The sequence below is a fragment of the Pseudomonas typographi genome (assembly GCF_014694385.1).
Classification (GTDB): Bacteria; Pseudomonadota; Gammaproteobacteria; order Pseudomonadales; family Pseudomonadaceae; genus Aquipseudomonas; species Aquipseudomonas typographi.
The window spans coordinates 124,313-145,338 of the sequence record NZ_JAAOCA010000005.1 but is presented as its reverse complement, the minus strand read 5'-3'; the positions used below and the strand labels follow the sequence as shown (position 1 = coordinate 145,338).

At 55.0% G+C, this 21,026-nt stretch carries 17 protein-coding genes; 1 reads left to right on the top strand and 16 read right to left on the bottom strand.

Annotation, left to right across the window (positions count from 1 at the left end; all coding sequences use genetic code 11):
- Positions 1-110 precede the first annotated feature (110 nt).
- The 9 genes from HAQ05_RS05300 to HAQ05_RS05260 form a co-directional block, all read right to left on the bottom strand.
- Positions 111-1,790: a dipeptide ABC transporter ATP-binding protein gene (locus HAQ05_RS05300; protein WP_190418148.1), complete on the bottom strand. Its 1,680-nt coding sequence runs from the start codon at positions 1,788-1,790 to the stop codon at positions 111-113.
- Positions 1,791-2,602: 812 nt separating this feature from the next.
- Positions 2,603-2,773 carry a hypothetical protein gene (locus HAQ05_RS05295; protein ID WP_190418146.1) on the bottom strand — a complete coding sequence of 57 codons (171 nt, stop codon included), beginning with the start codon at positions 2,771-2,773 and terminating at the stop codon, positions 2,603-2,605.
- 676 nt (positions 2,774-3,449) lie between these two features.
- Positions 3,450-4,427, bottom strand: coding sequence for a zinc-binding dehydrogenase (locus tag HAQ05_RS05290; RefSeq protein WP_190418144.1), 978 nt, complete (start codon positions 4,425-4,427; stop codon positions 3,450-3,452).
- A 145-nt stretch (positions 4,428-4,572) separates the two neighbouring features.
- Positions 4,573-5,961, bottom strand: a complete 1,389-nt coding sequence (locus HAQ05_RS05285) for an LLM class flavin-dependent oxidoreductase (RefSeq protein WP_190418142.1) — start codon at positions 5,959-5,961, stop codon at positions 4,573-4,575.
- Positions 5,962-6,055: 94 nt separating this feature from the next.
- A complete protein-coding gene (locus HAQ05_RS05280; RefSeq protein ID WP_420825745.1) occupies positions 6,056-6,856 on the bottom strand; it encodes an ABC transporter permease in 801 nt (266 codons plus the stop codon).
- Positions 6,857-6,906: 50 nt separating this feature from the next.
- Positions 6,907-7,878, bottom strand: a complete 972-nt coding sequence (locus HAQ05_RS05275; RefSeq protein WP_190418140.1) for an ABC transporter permease — start codon at positions 7,876-7,878, stop codon at positions 6,907-6,909.
- On the bottom strand, positions 7,875-9,524 hold the full coding sequence (locus tag HAQ05_RS05270; RefSeq protein WP_238936464.1) for an ABC transporter substrate-binding protein: 1,650 nt from the start codon (positions 9,522-9,524) through the stop codon (positions 7,875-7,877). The genes HAQ05_RS05275 and HAQ05_RS05270 overlap by 4 nt, the downstream gene beginning before the upstream one ends.
- Positions 9,525-9,598: 74 nt before the next feature.
- Positions 9,599-10,858, bottom strand: a complete 1,260-nt coding sequence (locus HAQ05_RS05265; protein ID WP_190418138.1) for an acyl-CoA dehydrogenase family protein — start codon at positions 10,856-10,858, stop codon at positions 9,599-9,601.
- Between the two features lie 76 nt (positions 10,859-10,934).
- Positions 10,935-13,064, bottom strand: a complete 2,130-nt coding sequence (locus HAQ05_RS05260) for a TonB-dependent receptor family protein (protein WP_338050125.1) — start codon at positions 13,062-13,064, stop codon at positions 10,935-10,937.
- 414 nt (positions 13,065-13,478) lie between these two features.
- On the opposite strand from HAQ05_RS05260, the gene HAQ05_RS05255 reads away from it, so the two are divergent.
- Positions 13,479-13,619, top strand: coding sequence for a hypothetical protein (locus HAQ05_RS05255; RefSeq protein ID WP_190418136.1), 141 nt, complete (start codon positions 13,479-13,481; stop codon positions 13,617-13,619).
- 196 nt (positions 13,620-13,815) lie between these two features.
- Here HAQ05_RS05255 and HAQ05_RS05250 read toward each other — a convergent pair whose 3' ends face one another.
- The 7 genes from HAQ05_RS05250 to HAQ05_RS05220 all read right to left on the bottom strand — a co-directional run bounded on the left by HAQ05_RS05250 (position 13,816) and on the right by HAQ05_RS05220 (position 20,836).
- Positions 13,816-14,916 (bottom strand): sigma-54 interaction domain-containing protein, encoded by a 1,101-nt coding sequence (locus HAQ05_RS05250; protein WP_190418134.1) that lies wholly within the window; start codon positions 14,914-14,916, stop codon positions 13,816-13,818.
- Positions 14,917-14,925: 9 nt separating this feature from the next.
- Positions 14,926-16,116: an acyl-CoA dehydrogenase family protein gene (locus HAQ05_RS05245; protein WP_190418132.1), complete on the bottom strand. Its 1,191-nt coding sequence runs from the start codon at positions 16,114-16,116 to the stop codon at positions 14,926-14,928.
- Entirely contained in the window at positions 16,113-17,318 is a 1,206-nt protein-coding gene (gene ssuD / locus HAQ05_RS05240; protein WP_238936463.1) for an FMNH2-dependent alkanesulfonate monooxygenase, read from the bottom strand. The genes HAQ05_RS05245 and ssuD overlap by 4 nt, the downstream gene beginning before the upstream one ends.
- Before the next feature lie 10 nt (positions 17,319-17,328).
- Entirely contained in the window at positions 17,329-17,892 is a 564-nt protein-coding gene (gene msuE, locus HAQ05_RS05235; RefSeq protein WP_190418130.1) for an FMN reductase, read from the bottom strand.
- Positions 17,893-18,453: 561 nt separating this feature from the next.
- Positions 18,454-18,915: a spore coat protein U domain-containing protein gene (locus HAQ05_RS05230; RefSeq protein WP_190418128.1), complete on the bottom strand. Its 462-nt coding sequence runs from the start codon at positions 18,913-18,915 to the stop codon at positions 18,454-18,456.
- A gap of 234 nt (positions 18,916-19,149) precedes the next feature.
- The gene (locus HAQ05_RS29375; RefSeq protein ID WP_190418126.1) at positions 19,150-19,518 is read right to left on the bottom strand and encodes a spore coat protein U domain-containing protein; all 369 of its coding nucleotides are present in this window, start codon (positions 19,516-19,518) and stop codon (positions 19,150-19,152) included.
- Between the two features lie 535 nt (positions 19,519-20,053).
- A complete protein-coding gene (locus tag HAQ05_RS05220; RefSeq protein WP_190418124.1) occupies positions 20,054-20,836 on the bottom strand; it encodes a FadR/GntR family transcriptional regulator in 783 nt (260 codons plus the stop codon).
- Positions 20,837-21,026: the final 190 nt, after the last annotated feature.

The window sequence follows — 21,026 nt, the reverse complement described above, 5'->3', positions numbered from 1 at the left end:
CTAGCGAAGCAATCGGTGATTTTGGTGCACTAGATGACTTACTCATCTCGGTTCCTTGCCGGTACTCGAACTTAAAGGGCGATTTTCCATAGTCAGGATCTATCGAATAGCTACACAGCGCTTTCCGGTTCCAGCGGCGGCACGACCAGTTTGCTCCCGCTCCCAGGCAGACGCGGCACCGCGCCCAACAGGCGACGGGTGTATTCATGTTGCGGATTCTGGAACAGGCTCTCGACATCGGCTCTTTCAATGACTTTGCCGTGATGCATCACCAATACTTCGTCGCTGACGTGGCGGATAACACCCAGGTCGTGAGAGATAAAAAGGTACGCCAACCCCAGCGACGCTTGCAGATCGGCTAGCAGATCCAGCACCTGGGCCTGCACCGAAATGTCCAGCGCCGAAACCGGCTCGTCACAGATAATGACCTTCGGATTGCTCGCAATCGCGCGGGCGATGGTCACGCGCTGACGCTGCCCGCCAGACAACTGCAATGGCCGCGTTAGCGCCAGGGCTGTTGGCAGGCGTACCTGATCCAGTAATTGAGCAATCCGCGCGGACTGTTGGTCTGCGGCGATGCCAGCGACATCCAGCGCGTCCGCGAGAATCTGCCCTACACTCCAGCGCGGATCGAATGAGCTTAAGGGGTCCTGATAGATGACGCTGATATTGCGACGGTATAAACGGCGCTCTCTCTCGGCAACACGGCTATTGCCGACCCCCGTCCAAGGCTGATCAAGAAACTTCACCTGACCTGCGTCCGGCTCCAGAAGACCGAGCACAATGCGCGCCACGGTGGTCTTGCCCGAGCCAGATTCACCAACGATTCCCAGCGTACGTCCAGCCCGCAGCTCAAAACTGACGTCATCGACCACTTGACGCGACTGCTTATCGGGGCCGATATAGCGTTTGCCCAGTTGCGATGCTTTTAGCAGCACAGGCGAGTTGATGCCTGGCCGTGGCTGTGCATGCGCGGCAAGAGTACTGGGCTCTGGCGACAGGCGTGTGCCGCGTGCATGTTCGGCGGGTACGGCATCCAGCAGCGCGCGGGTATAGGCGTGATGTGGATTGCGCAGCACCTGATCCATTGGACCCTGCTCGACAACCTCGCCGTGACGCAAAACCAACACTTCGTCGGCCAACTGCGCCACCACCGCCAGGTCATGGCTGATGATCAACAGTGAGTCTCCGCGTGCTTTGATTTCTTGCAGCACTTCAAGAATCTGCGCCTGCACCGTGGCATCCAGCGCAGTGGTCGGTTCGTCGGCGATGACCAGGCCGGGACTCAACGCTAGCGCACAGGCAATCAGAGCGCGTTGGCGAAGGCCACCGGATAGTTGATCGGGACGTTGTCGGGCACGCAACTGCGGTTCGGGCACGCCGACCTTTTCCAGCAACTCAATGACTCGTTCTGCCCGGCTGCGTCGATCGCCCCAGCCGTGGACTTTTAGCGCCTCGAGGATTTCTTTGCCGACTGGGCGCACCGGATCAAGCGACACCAGTGCGTCCTGCAAAACGAAACCAATGCCTTTGCCGCGCAGGGCGCGCCAACCACGTTCGGACAAGCTCAGTAAATCCAGCCCATCATAAGTAAGGGTGCTTGCGGTTACTCGCGCTCCTATGCCCGGAAGACCAATCAAACTGCGGGCAGTTACACTCTTTCCAGAACCGGACTCACCTACCAACGCCACAGTCTTACCGGGCGCGAGGGTGAACGACAAATTGCGCACCACAGGCTGGCCGGCGAATTCGATGGAGAGGTCCTTGACGATCAAGTGTTTAGCTCTCATGTGAGACAGCCCTCCAGGCATCGTTCCAGATAACGGCTATCGACCGCGGTTGAAAGTAGGCGAGCACGGCAGCTAACCCAGGGGCAAAGCTTCGGCCACCAAGCGTTGGCAGCATAATCACGTTCCATAGACAGCATCGTTCCCCGCTCCAGCGTCCAGCATATGCTCCACGGCCAAAAGCTCAGGGCAAGCATCCAGACGCTGACCAGATTGGCACCCATGTTCAGGGCAAGAATTCGTATTGGCATGGTGTTAAACCGGAGCGGCCTGGGCGAGATCCGCCCCAAGGCTTTTGCCTGCTCGATGTAGCCTGCATTGCTGGCTGCTAACACTCACCTGCGCACCGCGTGTGCCTAGCCGAACGCTTTGTTACGGCCGACGCGCTCGGACCATAGCTGATCAAACAGCTGCAGATCGCGGCGATACAGACAAACAGCTTGTTCAGCAAAAACGAACGGTATCGCATGCCTAGGGGGCGCAAGTACGGCGCCAGTTCTCGCATAGGTCCTTATGCTTAGAGTCGACAATAAAGTTAGAGCACAAAGCATGCCAGATTATTTACGCTTGGTTACTTGATCAATCGGCTCGTGAGAAGTATCGAAAACGACAATCTGTGCAACAAGTGTTCGTGAGGCAACAGTTGTTGCAGGACAATGACAGGTTGCCACCAATGACGAGGTAGCAATAGGCCGTCAGCGGCCGTCGCTTATGGCTGGTTCATCCTTAGTCTCCTTATGTGGAGAACAAGCGATGAGCACGACCGCTATCAACAGTAGCCAACCTCGTGGTGTCCGGAACCATTGTCTACAACGCTATAGCCAGTGGTGCCGGTGTTTGTCACGCCGATTATCATGAGGCAAATCATGCAGCGCCTCAGAGACCGTGTCGATGTTGGCGCCCAAGGTGATCAAGGTCGAGAGGATTGCTGCGACGGCGACCAGCAGGCCAATGAATCGACCAGCATCGGACAACTTAACGAACATAGCCAGGCACGGCCCCATGCTGTCGCTGCTTGCTAAGCGCTTGCCCAGCAGCTCGCTACCCGTTGCTGTTAGTCATAGACATAATACCGGCTTGCCTATCCATTATCTTAAGAGGGAACGGTGTCCTTTCTTTCAGGGGCCCGTTCACAAATCTTCACGCAGTGCTCTTCGAGCCGCATTGGTAAGACATAGTAACCGGTAAATTAAGCTTGGCGGATACGCTGAAATCCGTGCCGCCGGGCGACGCACCGGGCCTTTCTGCAAAAATGTTACTGCAGTATTGGCTTAAGAACGATGCCCGGACCTGATATTGCTGGCTAATTTCGACCAATATCAGCGTCAACGCGTATCTTGCGACCAATCGGGACCACCTTCATGTAAGGCTTTTGCTGGAGTCGCTTGGCCCGGATCGGTATTTCGGCGGTATTTTTTATTCAGCAGTGCTGCCTTGTCGAAAGCCAAGCCCCGTTTTTTTATGAAAAGGTCAACTAATTGTCTGCATTGCGGCCAGCAGCTACTTCTGATCGACGACACTCCCCAAATGTTCTGCTGCACGCAACTTGGGCTGCAATGCTATTGAATGGAAAAAGTCCAGCACGCTGGCGGGGCAAATAGACACGCTGCAATTGGCCGCGAGGTGTGCTCGGTAACCTCGCTCAGTGTTCTCTTACCCTATTCACGGCCCCAGCAATATCTTGCCCTTGCGGCCGGGCTGCAAGCTGGCCGCCGCGGCTTTGGCGGCATTAGCCAGGTCATAGATGGCCTCCGTCGGGAGTGTCAACTCGCCCGCTAGCGTGCGGTGCAATAGCTCAGCGATCAAACGGCGCTTGTCACTCGCCGACAGGGCCCGGCTGACCGCGCTGGCCCAGAAGCCTTTGACAGTGGCTTGTTTGAAGATGAGTGCGCCGGTGTCGATCTGCACCGGCTCTCCGGCCATCATACTAAAGGAGACGAGCGTCCCGTCTTGACCTAGCAACCCTAAGAGCTCAGCGCTGGCGACGCCTCCGATGGAGTCGATGGCCGCATGTGCTAGCCCTGGGCCAAGCGTGACTCGGGCACGCTCCTGCCATTCCGACTCCGCTGTGGAAATTGCATGGCCAATGCCCGAGGCAGCCAGCTCGTCCACCGCCGCATCGCGGCGCACCAAGTTCAGCACATTGACCCCGCGCGCAGCCGCCAGTATCGCCAGGGTTTTGCCGACTGCACCGTTGGCTGTATTCTGCACGATCCACTGACCAGGCTTAGCGTGGAGGAACTCCAACAGCAGCAGTGCGCTCAGCGGCATGGCGATGAGCTGCGCTGCGGTTTCGTCGCAGATGGCCTTCGGCACAGGTACAAGGAGGTGTGCTGGAGCGAGGAAGTATTCCGCCCAAGTACCCTGCACCGAAGCGACTGCTACACGCTGGCCAGTGGCCAAGCCTTCAACACCTTCACCGAGTGCATCGATGATGCCGACAGCCTCACTGCCGCCAATTGCGGGAAGTTGTGGTGTGTAGCCGTAACGGCCCCGGATCGTCCACAAGTCGTGATTGTGGATCGGTGAAAGCAATGTTTTGATGCGAACTTCGCCAGCACCGGGTACGGGCATTTGACGGTCGTTCAGTTTTAGGACATCGGCGGGCTCGCCGAAAGTTGTGTGAATAGCGCTGCGCATAAAAGACTTCTCTAATTTAGAAAGCAGAAATATGTAAGCATCACTCCGATGCTGGCGCGCGCGGTATCCGGCGCACTGGGTAAATTTTCCCAGAGTCCCAATGGAGCTAAATGCCTTGCTAGCGCGAAAGGCAGCCTATTATAATTTAACCGCGCAACTTATCATGCCCCCTGAACGCTCCTCTGTAGCGTGCCGCCGGGTGCCGTTCATTCAGAAATGCACTACCAAAAATCTTTTCCCTAAACGATCCTGAAACATACTCTGACTGCGCAAGCCCGCGTGTTCTAAGAACTGGTAATATCTCGTCTGCAAACTCTTCAAAAGAACCAGGGATCACCCAGTTCACCACATTGATTCCATCGATGCCCGCTTCTTGCCACTCTTCAATTTTATCGGCAATTTGTTCGGCCGTACCGACTATGCATGTGTGAGGGTTGTGAGTTCTAAGATAAACAAGATCTGCTATGGTTGGCTCTCGGTCTGTGATGTATTTAGAAACCAATTCAAGAGCCCCTCGTACGGTATTTGTTTCAATGTCTTTGATCGGCGTATTCCGGTCATACACACGGCCGTTCTTGTCAACAATTGCAGTGTGTGCCAGGTACCCGTCGACACTAACGTAACGATCATATTCCTTGGACTTGGCGACGGCCTCTTCGGAGGTGTCACCTATAATAAAGCTAAGCCCCTGGAAAAATTTGAGATCTTCAGGATTTCGCCCTAAGTCCCTTGCCAACCGGCGCGTTTCTGCGATTTGCGTTGCTGCAACTTCGGGACTAGGAGCCGCAATAAATACTGCCTCCGCGTTTTTCGCCGCAAACTTACGCCCCGACTCGGATGATCCTGCTTGAAAAAGCACAGGAGTCCGTTGCGGGGAAGGCGACGATAAGTGGGGGCCCTCTACACTATAGCGGTTGCCGCGATGATGTATTTTGTGAATGTTGGACGGATCAGAATAAATTCCATTTATACGGTCCTTGAGCACCGCTCCTTCGTCCCATGATCCCTCCCATAGTTTATAGGTTACGTTCACATATTCCTCAGCCCACTCATAGCGTTCAGTATGATCAGTAAGCTGTCCAAGCCCGAAATTACGAGAACCGTTATCTTGCACACCAGTGACTATGTTCCAGCCTACACGCCCATTCGATATGTGATCGAGCGTTGACAGCTGTCGAGCAAAATGGAAAGGGTGGCTTTGCAGGATGTTGGACGTAAGCGCAAGGCCAATATCTTTGGTATGAGCAGCCAATGCACTCAACAGTACGATTGGATCGTTGCTAGGAATCTGAAGCCCTTCCTTGGCATAGATATCAAACTCTGAATCTGCGTCCCCATACAGTCCAGTGACGTCGGCAAAAAATATAGCATCAAATTTTGCCGCTTCAAGGAGTTTTGCCAGTTCTATCCATAGATTCACATCATTGAACTCACTCTGTTTAGCGTCCGGGCGACGCCATTGCCCGTGGTGGATGTGCGACACCGTGTTCATGACAAAGGCATTGAAATGTAGTTTTTTCCTGATTTTATTCATGCTCACAGCTCCACAAGGTGATTGTCCATCTTACGCAAGACGACAGCGAACGCTAACCCCACCTCGTCCGTGAGCAAAAGTGGCCGTTGACAGGTCATGATAAACGCTTCTCTAGTCGATATTGCAAGTAACGTCCAACTATCGTTGTAGATAGCGTAGTCAGTACGATAAATAGACCGGGGAAGAAGGTCAGCCACCATGCATTAGCAATGAAGTCGCGCCCCAAGGAGAGCATTGTTCCCCATTCTGACGCTGGTGGTTTCGCGCCAAGGCCGAGAAAACTCAGTGCAGATGCCCAGACTATCGCCTGGCCGACCCCCATGGTTATGATCACTGCTATCGGGCGTATGGCGTTTGGCAGGACCTGGCGGCGGATGATTCGCCAAGGGGAATGACCCAAGGCGCGGGCAGCCTCGATATACCCTGCATTGCGTACTACCAGCACCTGGCCACGGATCAGTAGGGTGTAACCAGGGGAAATGCTTAATCCAGTCGCCACGATGAGGGGGGTAATGCCGCTGCCGAAGATGGAAACGAAAAGTAATGCTAAGACCAGCGTAGGAAAGGCGAAGAGTATCTCTAATAGCCAACCGACGGCGCGGTCAAGCCAACCGCCGATTAAGCCGCACAACAGCCCCAGAGGAATGGCAACAGACATCGACAACGTAATTGCAAATAAACCGATAGAAAGAGACTGACGACTGCCATGGACGATTCTGGAAAAGACATCGCGGCCGGACTGATCGGTACCAAACCAATGCCCCCAACCAGGAGATAGAAACGCACGTTCTGGCATGGTTTCTAGCGGATCCAAGGAAGCTAAAAGATGGGGGAAAGATGCTGAAATCAGCAAAAATGCAAGGAAGCTCCCTGCCAGCAGCGCCCCCCAATGTATGGACCGCGCTCCGGGACGATAGGCAAACCGGCTACGGGTGGCAACAAAGCTCACGGCGCACCTCTGCTGATTCTTGGATCAACTAGGCGGTAAACCACATCACTCAGGAAATTGGCGGCTATATAACCTACCGAGACTACCAACGTGATACCAACGGTGAGTGGCATATCTTGCTTTTGGACCGCTTGGAACAGCTGGCGGCCCAGACCTTCTCTAGAGAAAATCAGCTCTGCGACGACAGCACCGCTGACCAACGAACCTATAGCCCAAGCCGATAATGAAATACCCGGTAAAACCGAATGACGGAGCGCGTGCCGATAGCGAACTGCCAAATCGCTAAGCCCCCGCGCCCTGGCAGATAGCACAAAAGGTTCCTCTAGTACAACTTCCAGAGATTCCCGAGTTACCTGGCCAATGAAACCTGCCAAGGGTATTGCCAATGCCAGGGAGGGTAGAATAAGCGTACGTATTCCATTGCTACCCGTTGGTGGAAAGAGATGCATGCCAAAAGCAAAAACCGAAACCAGTATTATAGCCAACCAGAACTGGGGTAGCGCAGCTGCCATGGTCTCGACAAACGAACCCAGCGTGCTGATCCAAGAGCGGCGCCCCGCCGTCAAAACTGTCCAGGTGAGCACTAACGACCAAGCAAGCAGTATTGCGCAAACCATCAACTGCAACGTAGCACCCGATTGATCTGCGAGGACCTTGGTAACTGGCAAGTGTTGTGAGTAAGAGACACCAAGATCCCCGTGGAGGAGCTTCCCCAAGTAAACAGCATATTGCACAATTAGCGGTTTATCCAACCCAAGCTCCTGGGTGATCATAGCGAGCGACTCCGTAGTTGGGTTACCAATCCCGCCAAAAATTGCCAATGCCGGGTCTCCAGGCATCTGCCGTAGGGCAAAAAAAGTTAGCGTCGCTATCATCCACAATACCAAAAAAGCGCCTAAGGCCCGGGGGGCAACTGAACAGGTTACACGCCATAATTTCCTGATCCCCATGGTAATAATTAAGTTCATTTTTTTATCCAGGCATCGTAGAGGTAGCTGATCGACAGCGAAGACTCGATGCGTACATCTCGCGCTGTTTTATAGATGGCGAGACGTGTACTTTGTGGGTAAAGGGAGAGTTGCAGATAATTTTGCGCGATGATCGCCTGTGCTTTGTAGTAAAGGCCCCGACGGGCAACTTCATCTTGTGCTTCCAATGCTTGCGAGACAATTTTGTCGAATTCTGGTTGATTAAAACCGGTGCTGTTAGGGCGGAAAATACTGGCAACCTTCAAAAACGACGAGCTAAACAAGTATCGAAGTACATCTGCAGTATTCGTATTCCAATAACCGATCCTCACGTCATAGTCCCAACCTGAATAGCAGCATTTGATCATTTCGGCTGTACTCATAGGCTCCAAGTCCACAGCAAATCCAACCTGCTTGGTCGATGCTTGTATCTGCTCCCAGAGCGCCCGGTCAGCATTGGATAGAAATGTCCCCAGAGGAATTTTTACTACTAATTTTTGGCTACCTTTAATCCGATATCCATCACCATTCCGCTTGTCCCAACCGGCCTCATCTAGCAATTGATTGGCGCGCGTTGGATCATAGTTTTGTGTGCCTTCAAAGTCGGCACTATAAAAAGGTGTGGCAGGATTAAGGGAGCCACTTGCGCGGGTAAATTCGCCGAAAAATACACTCTTCAACGCACCGTCCACATTAGCGGAGCGTATAAAGGCCTCTCGTACACGCAGATCATTAAAGGGTTCACGGGTCGTATTAAAGGCCCCATGGGTAGGGTTACCTGGTCGGTCGCGCAAAAGCAAGGTTATGTCTGGATTTTGTCGAGCAGGACCATGTGCCTCAGGCGGCAAAGAATCGATGACGTCGACCTCACCGGATTGCAGCGAAGCAAAACGTACTACTGGATCCGGGATGAACTTCCAGATAATTCGATCCAGGTATGCTGGCCCTTGATGCAGGGCAGTCGGTGGCGCCCAGGCGTAGTTCTGGTTGCGCTCTAGTACAACTTGGCTTTGCCGGTCCCAACGCACGACCTTGAATGGTCCCGAGCCCACCGGGGCAGCGCAGTTTTCCTCGCGTGTGCGTTTGATTGCCGTAGGAGATTCGATGCCTAGAAACCCCTGCGCTAGCACCTCTAGAAAAGCCGTATAGGGGCGGGAAAGGTGAACGGCGGCAGTGTACTTATCGACTATCTCGGTACTCTGATACTGCCGTAGATAGTTGCTGGCGGTTGAAGATTGGGTTTTTGGATCAACCATATGGTCAAGATTAGCTTTGAGTGCAGCGGCGTCAAATCGTGTTCCGTCCGTGAAATACACATCACCACGAAGGTGGAAAACATAGACTAGCCCATCGGGGGAAATGTCCCAGCTCTTCGCCAGCCAAGGTCGGATGTGCCCTTCGTTATCCATAGATACCAGGGAGTCAAGAAACTGTTGAGAAATCAATACCTGGGGTATATCCCCGAGAGTATGCGGATCCAAACAGAGGGGCTCTCGATCCGTAGCATAGGTCAGGGCCCCCCCAAAAACTGGGCCGGAGTTGGTATGGTCGGAAGTCTGCTCAGACTCTTTCCCGTCACACCCAGTTAACGCGATTATCGTTGCCAGAAGGAAAATCATCTGACCAGAAAAATAACGTTTCCTCATTAGCACATCCCCATCTAGATTTCGGCGAACTCGATAGACTATCCCGATTGTCCAATTTCATACTGTGCCGGTGTTCACGGTTGTTTGTCTCGGGTAGTTTCGTCGCTCTTTTTGGCATAGGACTCTCGTGGGCGCACCCCATTCAAGTAAAAATCACCCAACGCCCTTTCACGCAGAATTGCTGGATTGTGTGCTGCCACTGTACGAGCATTGCGCCAATGCCGATCAAGTTGGCGGCTACCGCTCACCGCAGACGATCCACCCACTTCGAAGACCAGGGTCGTTGCCTCTAACACTTGGCCTATAATAATCTGCTGCGCCTTGAACACTTGTACGTCGGTAGCGCTATACAACGCTTCGTCTGCATTACCGGCTATGCGGGCCTGGTAAGTATGTTCCAGGGTACCAACGATTATAGTGACCAGGCTCTGAGCACCAAAGGAAAGACTCGCGAGTCTACCGACTACTCGCTGTACAAGTGGATCGAGCCGCGGCCTCGATATGCCGGGCGTCCCGTAGGTACGATTTCGCTGCTGCACAAACGCTAGCCCATCTCGTAAGACGGCTCGGCCGATACCACTAAGCGTAGCAAGGTGCACTGTTTGATAAAAACTGATCAGGTACGACTCTTTAGGGGGGAAGTCAGTGACTAGATACCGGTTATAGATTTGCTGAGGCTTGATATGCACGTTCTCGAAGCGAGTGGTTCCGCTAGCAGTTAGCCTCTGGCCGAAACCGTCCCAGTCGTCTACTCGTACTACGTTTGGATCGGTGGCGGAAACCAAAGCAGCAATTATCTCCCCTCCGTCTGGACTAAGGACGGTGACAGATATCCAGTCACTATATAGGCTGCCCGTGCTGTAGAACTTTTCTCCATTCAGCAGCCAATGATCTTTTTCTGAAGTGAGAAATGCGGTTTTCTGGGAGGGGTTAGCACTGGCGGGTTCTGACATGGCCGCGCCAATCAGATCGCCAGCCACGACCTTGCTGAACCAATGTTCGCACAGGGTTGGGTTAGGAACATTTAGCAGCTCCTCGACGAAACCGAAGTGTGGACGAAAAATTTGCGCCAGGTTCGAGTCTGCCTCAGCCAGTAAGGTCAATAGCTCAAAAAGCTGAGGGAGAGTTACCCCAAAACCACCATATTTACGCGGTACGCGCAATGCTCCAAACCCTACCTCCCGTAACCAACCCACTTCCGCAAAAGCCAATTCACGGTTTTGTTCACGCTGTATCGCCCCCTCGGCAATGCGCGTAAAGGTTGGATTAAAGTACTCAATGAGCTCAACGCTCTCTGCGGAATTGGTCAATAGCGAGAGATCAATAGTCAGCATAAGTTTTCGACCTTCACAAACCTAGAGACACCCCGGAATGGGATGCCCCGGTCCTTTTGTCTATGGTTATATTTGCTTAGCGAAAGCTGTAGGAAATTCCCGTATATACGGCGAAGCCTTCTCCCGGCGCAGCCACTCTTCCCACATCAGCTCCTGCATCGTCGTAACCCGGGTTGATAATAGCCACGTAATGTTTGTTCGTTAGGTTGCGAAAATCCAAATATGCTTCCCAGTCTTTTTTCGGTGAAGAATAGCCTAATGTGGCTCCAAATAGTTGGTAACCGTCCGTGCTAAGGGAGTTGGCATAGTCTACTTCGATTTTTGAGGATATTTGCGTATTCAAACTGGCATATAGTCCACTTGGGTGGTCGTAACGAATTTCACCTTGGTAGAAGCTCTTAGGGATACCAGGCAAGCGATTGGAACCAAACACCGGGTCATTTTTATACTTAAAATCGTTGAACGTATATGCTTGGCGAACCGATAGGCGACCGTTGCTGCCTTTCCAGAGTTCACTGGTTAACCCTGCTTCCAAACCTTGATGGATAGTGTCGCTACCGTTTGACAGATCAGTAAATGTCCCTAACTCCGTGGTATTGGCCACTGCCAATAACTCGTCCTTGATTTGCGAACGGTACACTGAAACGTCCCATTGACCGATCCAGCTATCGCCGCGGCCACCCACCTCAAGGGTCACTGCTTTCTGATTTTTCAGGTTCAATATCGTGTTATAAGAAGTACTTACCAGAGCCCAGGTATTTGGCGGCTGTACCGAGCGGCTTATGTTTCCATAAAGTTGCACGCTGGGGCTTAGCTCGTAACGCAGACCGATGCGGGGAGAAAAATCCAATTCGTCTGTATTTAACTTGTTTTGCGTTCTCACGGGATAGTAAAGATCAACATCGCGCTGTGCATAAAGCGCCGATAAGCCAGTTATTAACCAAAGCTTAGGCACTAACTCTAGCTCATTGCTGGCAAACAAGGTGTGATCCGCACCTCCAAATTTCATTGTTGCATATTCGGATCCAACGGGCCGCCCACTAGCGGCAGCATAAGTGTTGTCTCCGTTGGTGTCAGGGTTGGTCTTTATCGATCTCCAACCCACTTTAGTGACGCTATCTCGCCCATAGATAGTATCTTCACGCTTATAATTTATCTGCCCGCTAATGTCGGTATAGTGGGACTTGCCCCGTACAGTTCTATACGTGGCATCAAGAGGATAGTCATGATAAGTAAAACCGACCTCCAAGGTTTGATTTTCATCGATATGCCAGGTGGTTTTGTTCGCAACCCAGGTCGAACCGGGGTGTTTCCGGACTCCATCATTTCCGTAGCTACCTTGTGGGTTTCTCGAATGATGCGTTGCATTGTATATGGTTATTCTTCCAGGAAGACTTTGCTCGAGTTCGCGATAGCGCACATAGAAGCGGGTTTCCAGTTGCGAGTTGAAGACGTATCCAAAATTTGCTGCCACTCCCTTAGTGTTTGAGTCGGTTCTATCTGCATATCCGCTTCGATCGGAGTCTGTAAGACTTACGTAATAGTCAAACGCACCTATGGTTTGCCCAGAGCTCACCTGCCGCTTCCGGTAGCCATAACTACCGGCTTCATAGCGAACCTGAAATGGCGCGGAATCATGGCCGGTATGAGTTACATAATTTACCGCCCCACCTAATGCCACCGAACCTAAGTCAAAGCTGTTTGCACCTCTAAAAATTTCGGTATAATTTAGGCCCAAGGGTTCAAACAACTCATAGGGCGTGCCGCCGGGCCCGGTTACGGGCAGGCCATCAAATAAGTATAAGACTCCATCCCGAAAACCGTCGGCACCTCGGTTAACCGAAGAACCACGAATATTGATTTTCATGAGATCCGACCCACCTACGGACTGTGCATAGACCCCAGGCTGGTAGGCGAAGATATCCTCGCTGGTGGAAACCCTACCTTTCCCCACGTCATCCAAGCTGACCAGGCTGGTACCTCCCGGCACCTCCTTTAGCGCATTTCTGGCGGCTTGCTCAGCGCCCTCTTTCTGGCCTTCAACCACTACAGTGTCCAGACGTTGGTCGCTGTCTGTTTCCGTGGATTCAGCCTGCGCCACATTCCCGCAGGCGAGTAATAAAATACCGGCGCTTACGGCGCAGCGTAATGGGCGCTCTTTAAAATTATAAATAGTCCGACCGGTATGCGTGTTGTATCGACTCACTCCCCACCCCCCATATGCATTAAAAAACTGCTAAAAATGTTTTGAAGAAGCGGACGATCTATTCTGATACCTAATCTCCGCTCACGTAGAAGGCAGATTTTGTGCCAAAACAAAAGGTGCTTATTAAACAATGGGTTACAGATAACTTCCGGCAAGAGGATGATTTGGCGTTTAAACAAACTGTTGTATCAGTGTTTTTTTTTACACAGCTGGGGAGCAATCGACACTCAGGCATTGTCCTCACAATTAGTCTGACTGGATAAGCCGGTGCTTCCCAGATGACGCAAATCCGTCGCAAAGAGAAGCGAGTGTTTTCCGCATGATGCGGTAATCGTGGACAGAGACAGACGTGCGTACGCCGATCCGCCGAAGATTTGCGGTGCTCGGGCTGAGATCGGACGCGGCGAACCCGGCGTGGCCGACCTTGCATGGGAAATGTGGATCCAGCCGGTGGTCGATATTCAGGCGCAGATCGCGGAGGAGCTGCGCAAGCGCGGTTTGGCCAAGACGGAGTACACGGAGGGCTCCTACCGGGGGCAAGATCCTCGGCCGTGATCGGGTCAACGAGCGCAACCCGGCAGCACAATATCAGGGGGTATTCGGTGCACCCGCCGGCGAACCGGGAACCGCCACGGTGTGACTGTAGCCTTTAGGCCCAGGTACTGTCCTCAGCGATCTTTGCGTCGTTTGACCTGGCTCGGCAACTTTCATACCAGAACCGAGTTCGTAAGGCTTCAAACCGGCTATGCATTTAAATCGACAGGTTGATCACTCGATCTCCCTTTAGGCTTTTCCCCGGCCGGCGCTTGTTCACCACTAACTCGCCGATCTTGATCAGCAGGGTGCGGGTGACGTTGCGGCTAAGGCCGAGCAGGCTGGCGGTATGCACTTGGTTGTGGTGGCAGAAGCGGTACGCACTGCGTAGCAGCGCTTCCTCGACCTTTTCATGCAAGGCGCCGGTTTCCTCTTCGAAGAGTCTCTGGAAAGCGCGTTGCAACAAGGCATCGGCGGACTCGTCGAGGGCCGGGGTGCTTTCCGACCGTTCGATGCGCAGGTTGGACAAGCGCAGGTCTTCCTGGCGGATCAGGCTCTCATGACAGATCAGCAGCGTGTGATGGATGACGTTTTCCAGCTCGCGGATATTACCTGGCCAATCGTAGCTGGCCAGCTTGTGTTCGGCCTCGCTGGTCAAGCGTACCTCACCATAGCCGAGGCGGTCGCTGTAGCTGTTGATGAAATGGCGGGTCAGCGGCAGGATATCTCCGGGGCGTTCGCGCAGCGGATGGAGCTGCAGGCTGACCACATTTAGCCGGTAGTACAAATCCTCGCGAAAATGCCGGGCATTGATCGCCTTTTCCAGTTGCACGTTGGTTGCGGCCAGCACGCGCACATTGATCGGGATGCTCTTGCGTGAGCCCAGGCGCACCACCTCACGCTCCTGCAACACGCGCAGCAGTTTGACCTGGATGGCCATGGGCAGGTCGCCGATCTCGTCGAGGAACAGCGTGCCACCGTTGGCCTCCTCGAACCAGCCGGCCTTGGCCGCCAGGGCGCCGGTGAAGGCGCCTTTCTCGTGGCCGAACAGCTCGGCCTCCACCAATGACTCGGTGAATGCACCGCAGTTAACCGCGATGAACGGCCCATTGCGCCGCCCGCTGAGGTTATGGATGTGTCGCGCCACCAGTTCCTTACCCGTACCGGTTTCGCCAAAGATCAGGACGCTGGCCTCGCTCGGAGCGACCTGTTTCAAGTGAGCGAGAAGGGCCTGCGATTTGGGGTCTTCGAAGACCTGTGCGGTCGCCCGGATCGAGGTAGCCAGTGTGGGGGACGGAGGAAGCGTCAACAGTTGCATGGACATCCCTTATGAGTAGAAGGACGGAGTGGGGCGCTTCTGGTTCAGAGCCCATTCACCCAGTTCCTGGATCTTGTAGTCCACCGGGTCATGCAGGGTCTGGGTGCGCAGGTTGCGCCAGTAGCGATCGAAGCGCAGCGAGGCATGGGTGGCCCGTGCGCCGGTAACCTCGAACAAGCGGCTGCATAGATCCAGACCGGTACGAGTTGCTGCCACCTTGGCTGTGGCAATGGATAGCGCCAATTGAGCGCGCTCTTCACTGCCGAGATTAGGTCCCCTGTTCCAAGCCTTGTCGAGTTGTGCGCAGGCCCGTTCGGTCAGCACTCGCACACTTTCCAGACCGATCCAGAATTCGCCGTAGTGCCGCAGGATGTATGGGTCTTCGCTAATGTGCTGAGCCTTGGACTTGAACCACGGCCTGCCTTCCTTGAGGGTGTATTGGCGAGCTTCTTCCAGCGCGCCTTCGGCGATGCCGAGGAAAATATAGGTGAAGTGCAGTTGTGCAATCAGTGGGCGCAGGCACGCGAACGGATTGCTCAGCGGGCCGGGGTCGAGTAGCAGTTCCGACTCTTCGACCCGTACGCGTTCGAAGGTGGCGCTGCCGCTGTCGGTCTGGCGCTGGCCCATGTTATTCCAGTCGCCATGCAGGGTTATACCCGTACGCCCGCTGGGAATGGCGGCAATCAGCAGTTTGCCGCCGGCACCTTCGTCGACTGCCGAGGCGATCAGCATTTCCGAGTCGCTGGCGCCGGAGCAGAAGCTTTTTTTACCGGAGAACTCGCGCCAGCCGCTGAATTTTCTGACCACCGTGCGAGTATCCAGCGGGTTCAGTGCATTGCCCCAGAACCAGTTATTGCGCGCGGTTTGTTCGAACCAGGGCTGCCACTGTTCCGGGCGGGCGAACAGACGCACGGTGGCGAGCATCAGGTGATGGAAGCCGAAGACATGGGCGATGGAGCTGTCAACCTTGGCGAATTCGCGCACGATGTTCAGGGTTTCGCTCCAGTTGGCACCTATTCCGCCGAACTGGGTAGGTATGCTCAGGGCGAGCAAGCCGCTCTGGCGGATAGCATCACGCTCGGCTTTTGGCGTGCCCCCACGCTCGTCGCGTTCGCTGGTGGTTTCGGCGAACTCGGCGGCCAGCTTGCGCGCGGTCTGCAGTGGGTTGAGTACGGTGGGTTGGGGAGGGTGTGAGCTCACACGAGTTTCCTCGATTGTCCTAAAGTGGCTGCGGGGCAGATGATGGATAAGTCGCTCGTGCCCTTCTGCGCTTGTGGCAGCACATCGTTGGCGATCATTTCGCCGAATGGTCCGGTGAGATTGGTCATGCCTTGTCCAGCCAGGCTGGCGTAGGGCTCCGGCAACAGCGGGAAGACCCGCTCGGCGAAGCGGTAGGCCTCCTCCAGGTGGGGGTAGCCGGAGAAGATGAAACTGTCGATACCCAGGTCGGCGTATTCCATGATGCGTTCGGCCACCTGTTGCGGGTCACCCACCAGGGCGGTGCCGGCACCGCCGCGCACCAGACCGACGCCGGCCCAGAGGTTAGGGGCGATTTCCAATTGGTCGCGCCGTCCACCGTGCAGTGCGGCCATGCGCCGTTGCCCTTCGGAATCGAAGCGGGCGAAGGATTGTTGCGCGGCCGTGATAGTGTCGTCGGAAATATGGGCGATCAATCGGTCGGCGGCCTGCCAGGCTTCATCGGCCGTTTCGCGCACAATCACATGCAGGCGGATGCCGAACTTCACGGTGCGGCCATGCTTGGCGGCGCGGGCGAGTACATCGGCAATCTTCTCGGCGACCGCAGCGGGGGGTTCACCCCAGGTCAGATAGACATCCAACTGCTCGGCGGCGAGGTCATGGGCGGCATCAGAAGAGCCACCGAAGTACAGTGGCGGGTAGGGGGCCTGTACGGGAGGGTAGAGCGCCTTGGCGTTCTCCACCTTGAAGTGTTTGCCCTGGAAGTTCACCGTTTCGCCCTGTAACACGCGGCGCCAGATACGCAGGAACTCGTCAGTGACCTCGTAGCGCTCGCTGTGGCTCAGGTGAATGCCGTCGCCACGGTTCTCGTCCGGGTCGCCGCCGGTGACCACGTTGATCAGCAGCCGCCCGCCGGACAGGCGATCGAGGGTTGCGGCCATCCGTGCCGAGACGGTCGGCGAGATAATCCCGGGACGGATTGCTACCAGATACCGCAAGTGTTCGGTCAGCGGCGCCAGGGCCGAGGCGACCACCCAGCTGTCTTCGCAGGAACGCCCGGTGGGAATCAGCACGCCGTAGTAGCCGAGGCTGTCGGCGGCCTGGGCGATCTGTTTCAGATAGTTAAGGCTAACCGGGCGTGCGCCTTGGGTGGTACCCAGGTAGTGGCCGTCGCCATGGGTGGGAAGAAACCAGAACACATCCATGACAAAATCCTTAAGCGGTTTTCCGCAGAGGCTTGGAAGGCACACTGAACAGCGGCGCGGCGCGTTCTGCGGCAAGGCGGATACGAGCCTTCAAGGGCTCACTGGTTATTTGGTAATTGGCGAAGTCGGTTTCGCTGGCATACACCCCAACAGGCAGCGTCAGCGCCTGGAAGAAACTGAACAATGGCCTGAGTTGATGATCGAGCACCAACGCATGGCGCTCGCTGCCGCCGGTGGCCGCCAGCAGGACTGGCGTGTCGATCAACCCGTTGATGTCGACCAGGTCGAACAGGTGCTTGAGCCGGCCCGGGTAGGAACCGCGATAGACCGGCGTGGCAACAATCAGCAGATCGGCGTTCTCGATGATCTGCAATTGGGTCTCGATGTCGGCACTCAACTCCCGGCGTGACAGGGCGCCACCCAAGGGGCGGGCGATATCACCCAACTCGATCAGATGGCTCTCGAGGGGTATGCGGGTGTTCAGTTCGGCGAGAATGGCCTCGGCCAGCACCAGCGTGCGCGAAGGACTGAAAGCCCCACCAGAGACTGCGACGACTTGCAGCGCATGAGACATGTTTGAATCCTTGGCTATTGCTCAGCTTGCTGTGGACAGGTAAGGCCACCGGAGCAATCCCCGTACCAATCGCCCAAAGCGCCCGAAAAGGGCGTTTAAGAGTTTTTTTCGACGCTACTGCTGTTGCTTGGCTGAGTATCTGTTGATCAACTGTTAGCCTGTTAACAGTTGCCCGGGAGATAGCGGGAAAGGTGGATTAATTCTCTTGGATATAAATAAATTATCTGAAATAACAAAATGGAATTAGTACTGGCGAATTGGCAAAAAAAGCCGGGTTACTGCGCGGTGCAGCCACCATCGGTTTTCAACGCGTGCCGGCCCTTCGGAAGCTGAGCCGTTCCACGCGGATTCTTGAGCAGCTTGATGCGACATGGCTTGCAGGGTGGGAAGCGGGTTGTCTCGACCGTTGTACGGCACCACCCCACTGGACAACGGTTCGAAGCCGGGATCAAGCGGCGTACTGAGATGGCTCATATTCCCCTAATGGTCCGGCGGCCATCCGATGAACGCCTGGCAGCGCCTTGAGATCTCTTCTATTAAAACTGTACGCCCAGCAACACGTTATCCAGGTTGGTCAGCGAAGCTGGCAGTACATCGGCTGCTCCGCAGCCAGGCGTTATCGCGATCAGGCTTGAGCCACTTAGCAGCATCAGTAACAGCCAGTCTTGCCAAGGCCTCACCAAGTCCTGTGCATCCATCATTGGACTCCTGGCCGAACGACCGCCGGGCCTTGAGTAGATGCCGTACACCCGTCGTGCCATCGTAAAACGCCGAAGGCTGGGCTGGCGATCGTGATACCACCGTCAGGTTCATCGTCACGCCGGGCGTGCATTGCAGGCTGATACCAACTTGCTGCACCGTTACGGTCGCGATGGCCAGCGCCGAATAATTACCGAAGTTGAGCGTACCGAAATCGTTGGTTCCTCTCACCACCAGGCAACCGGCAGTCACGGTGGCACTGAGTTGAATCGGCGCATTGGTCGCCGCTTGCAGTGGCGCGGTCAGGCCGGCCAGCAATAGCATTACTGCGCTACGGAGGTACTGCCTAACCTGCGGCGCTGCAAGCATGCCCATGTCATTCAGAGCCTGAGTTCCATGGCCACCGTATCGGTATACGTTCCGGCCGGTAAGCCAGGGGCTCCCAGCGCTTTGCCATAGATATCGCTCATTACCAAAGCTATTACATACGAAGTCATCGTTTTCATACTCATCTTCCTGGATCATTACTCCCTTTGCAGGCTGTTGACCTGCTCCTGATTAATACCAATCCGACATCACCATCCGGGTGTGTAGATAGACGCCCTCCGGTAATGCCGAGATTCGGTTCCAAGGCGCCATAGACGGGGATCGATACGTGCACGCCAGGGTTGACAGCAAATTGTCCCGTTGCCCGATGCTGTGGTCGTTTTGTCGGGCGGCATCGAGATAGAGTTTGTAAGGAACCATTCGAGTGCCGTTACTCAGCCGGCGATTGCTGCCGTCCCCGTTCACACCGCGATCTATGGCGACCATAAATCCGGTCACCGAACGGTTGCAGGTCACCGAGAGTGTGTTGGTACTGACACCTGCCAGATCGGCTTGAGCCCGCTCATTCCAGAGCCGGCCCTGTACACCGGAGCCGACCATGCCGAAGCCGTCGATGTTGCCACCGGACTACGAGTTTCCACTGCTGACTTCGCAACTGGCGCTAATAACCAGACGTGCCTGGATTTGCCCGCTGATAGCCTGCGCATGGGTCTGCCACAGCCAGCGCGGCCAAACACAAAACGAAAAATAAATAACGGTTTTCCATCTTGCAGGGTCGTCGTCCTTGAGTGTACTAGCCGTCATTGTGCTCGCTGGGCATATCCACACTTCACCCGCATCACACGCAGTGTCTCGAAATAAATGCCGGCATAAGGTATCTCAGCCATGCGCTCAATACGCGCATACAGCCGCAAAGCCAGCACCCCGGGACCAGCGTACGAGCGCGCGCTCGCTGATTAGCCTTTCTAACGCCCGCATTAATGATGTGGCCTATTTTTAAGTGGACGCCATTTCCTTTGAATCAGGAATTTTATGCGCCAGCGAACTACTTATACGAAGCCGGCAATCATTTAACTGTCGATCGGGCAGCTGGCGCTCACACTTGAACTGTATGACCGGCGGCCCGGGCGCCGTTTCACATATTGGTTTCTGCCGCCGCATCGGTCGTTTCAATGGCCTGGTCGGCGCTTTGCGCTTCTTGTGCCTTGTAATACCTGCGCAAGCCAATCAAGTGTTCGCGCAACTCCCTGACCGCGCCTTCTTCGTCCTTTTCGCGTAAATAGCGCACGATCCTGCGGCGCGCTTCGACGATGCGGGTGTTTTCCGCCGGTACCATCAGCCGCAGCAAACGTTGGTGGATGTCGTTGAGCGCATCGATGAGGATGATCAGCACAGGGTTTCGTGCCGCTTTTGCCAGTAGGGCATGGAAGTTCAGGTTCGTTTGCAACCGTTGCGCATCATCCCCATTCGCCGCGGCGGTATCGCTGGCATCGAGGTTGGCCTCCAGTGCCGACAACTCTTCCTCGGTGGCCCGGTGGCAGGCCAACCGGGCGATTTCCACGCCGACGATCAGCCGGGCTTCAGCTAAATCATCCGGGCGTATATAGCCCAGCCGATAGAGGTCGTTGAAGCCGGAGATAACCGCATCGCTTTGGCCTTCGCGAATGAACGCCCCGCCGGTGGCCCCTTTGCGCAGCTCCAGCAACCCGGACATCTCCAGCGCCCGCAGGGCTTCACGCACGGTATTGCGCGACAGCCCGAAGCGTTCGGCCAGTTCCCGTTCCGGTGGTAGGCGGTCGCCAGGTTTCAACAAGCCCAGCGATAGCTGTTCTCGAATCTGTTCAGCGACTTCTTCAAAGGCGCGCTTGGTCTGAACAGGTAGGTAAACCGGTAGCGTGCGTGACGAATCGTTGTTCAAGTGTTACTTCCTCGTTCAGAAAGACGATAACCTTTGAGGTTTTTCATTGGTTGATCCATTGTATTATAGCTAAAAAACATTTACTTGTCGGTTTGGGCTGATGAGTAGATACAGGCTGGCGGTTGTACAGCGTTGCCTACCATCACTGGGAACGAGGCGCCCGGCCACGGCCCGCGAGAGGTTCGCCCTC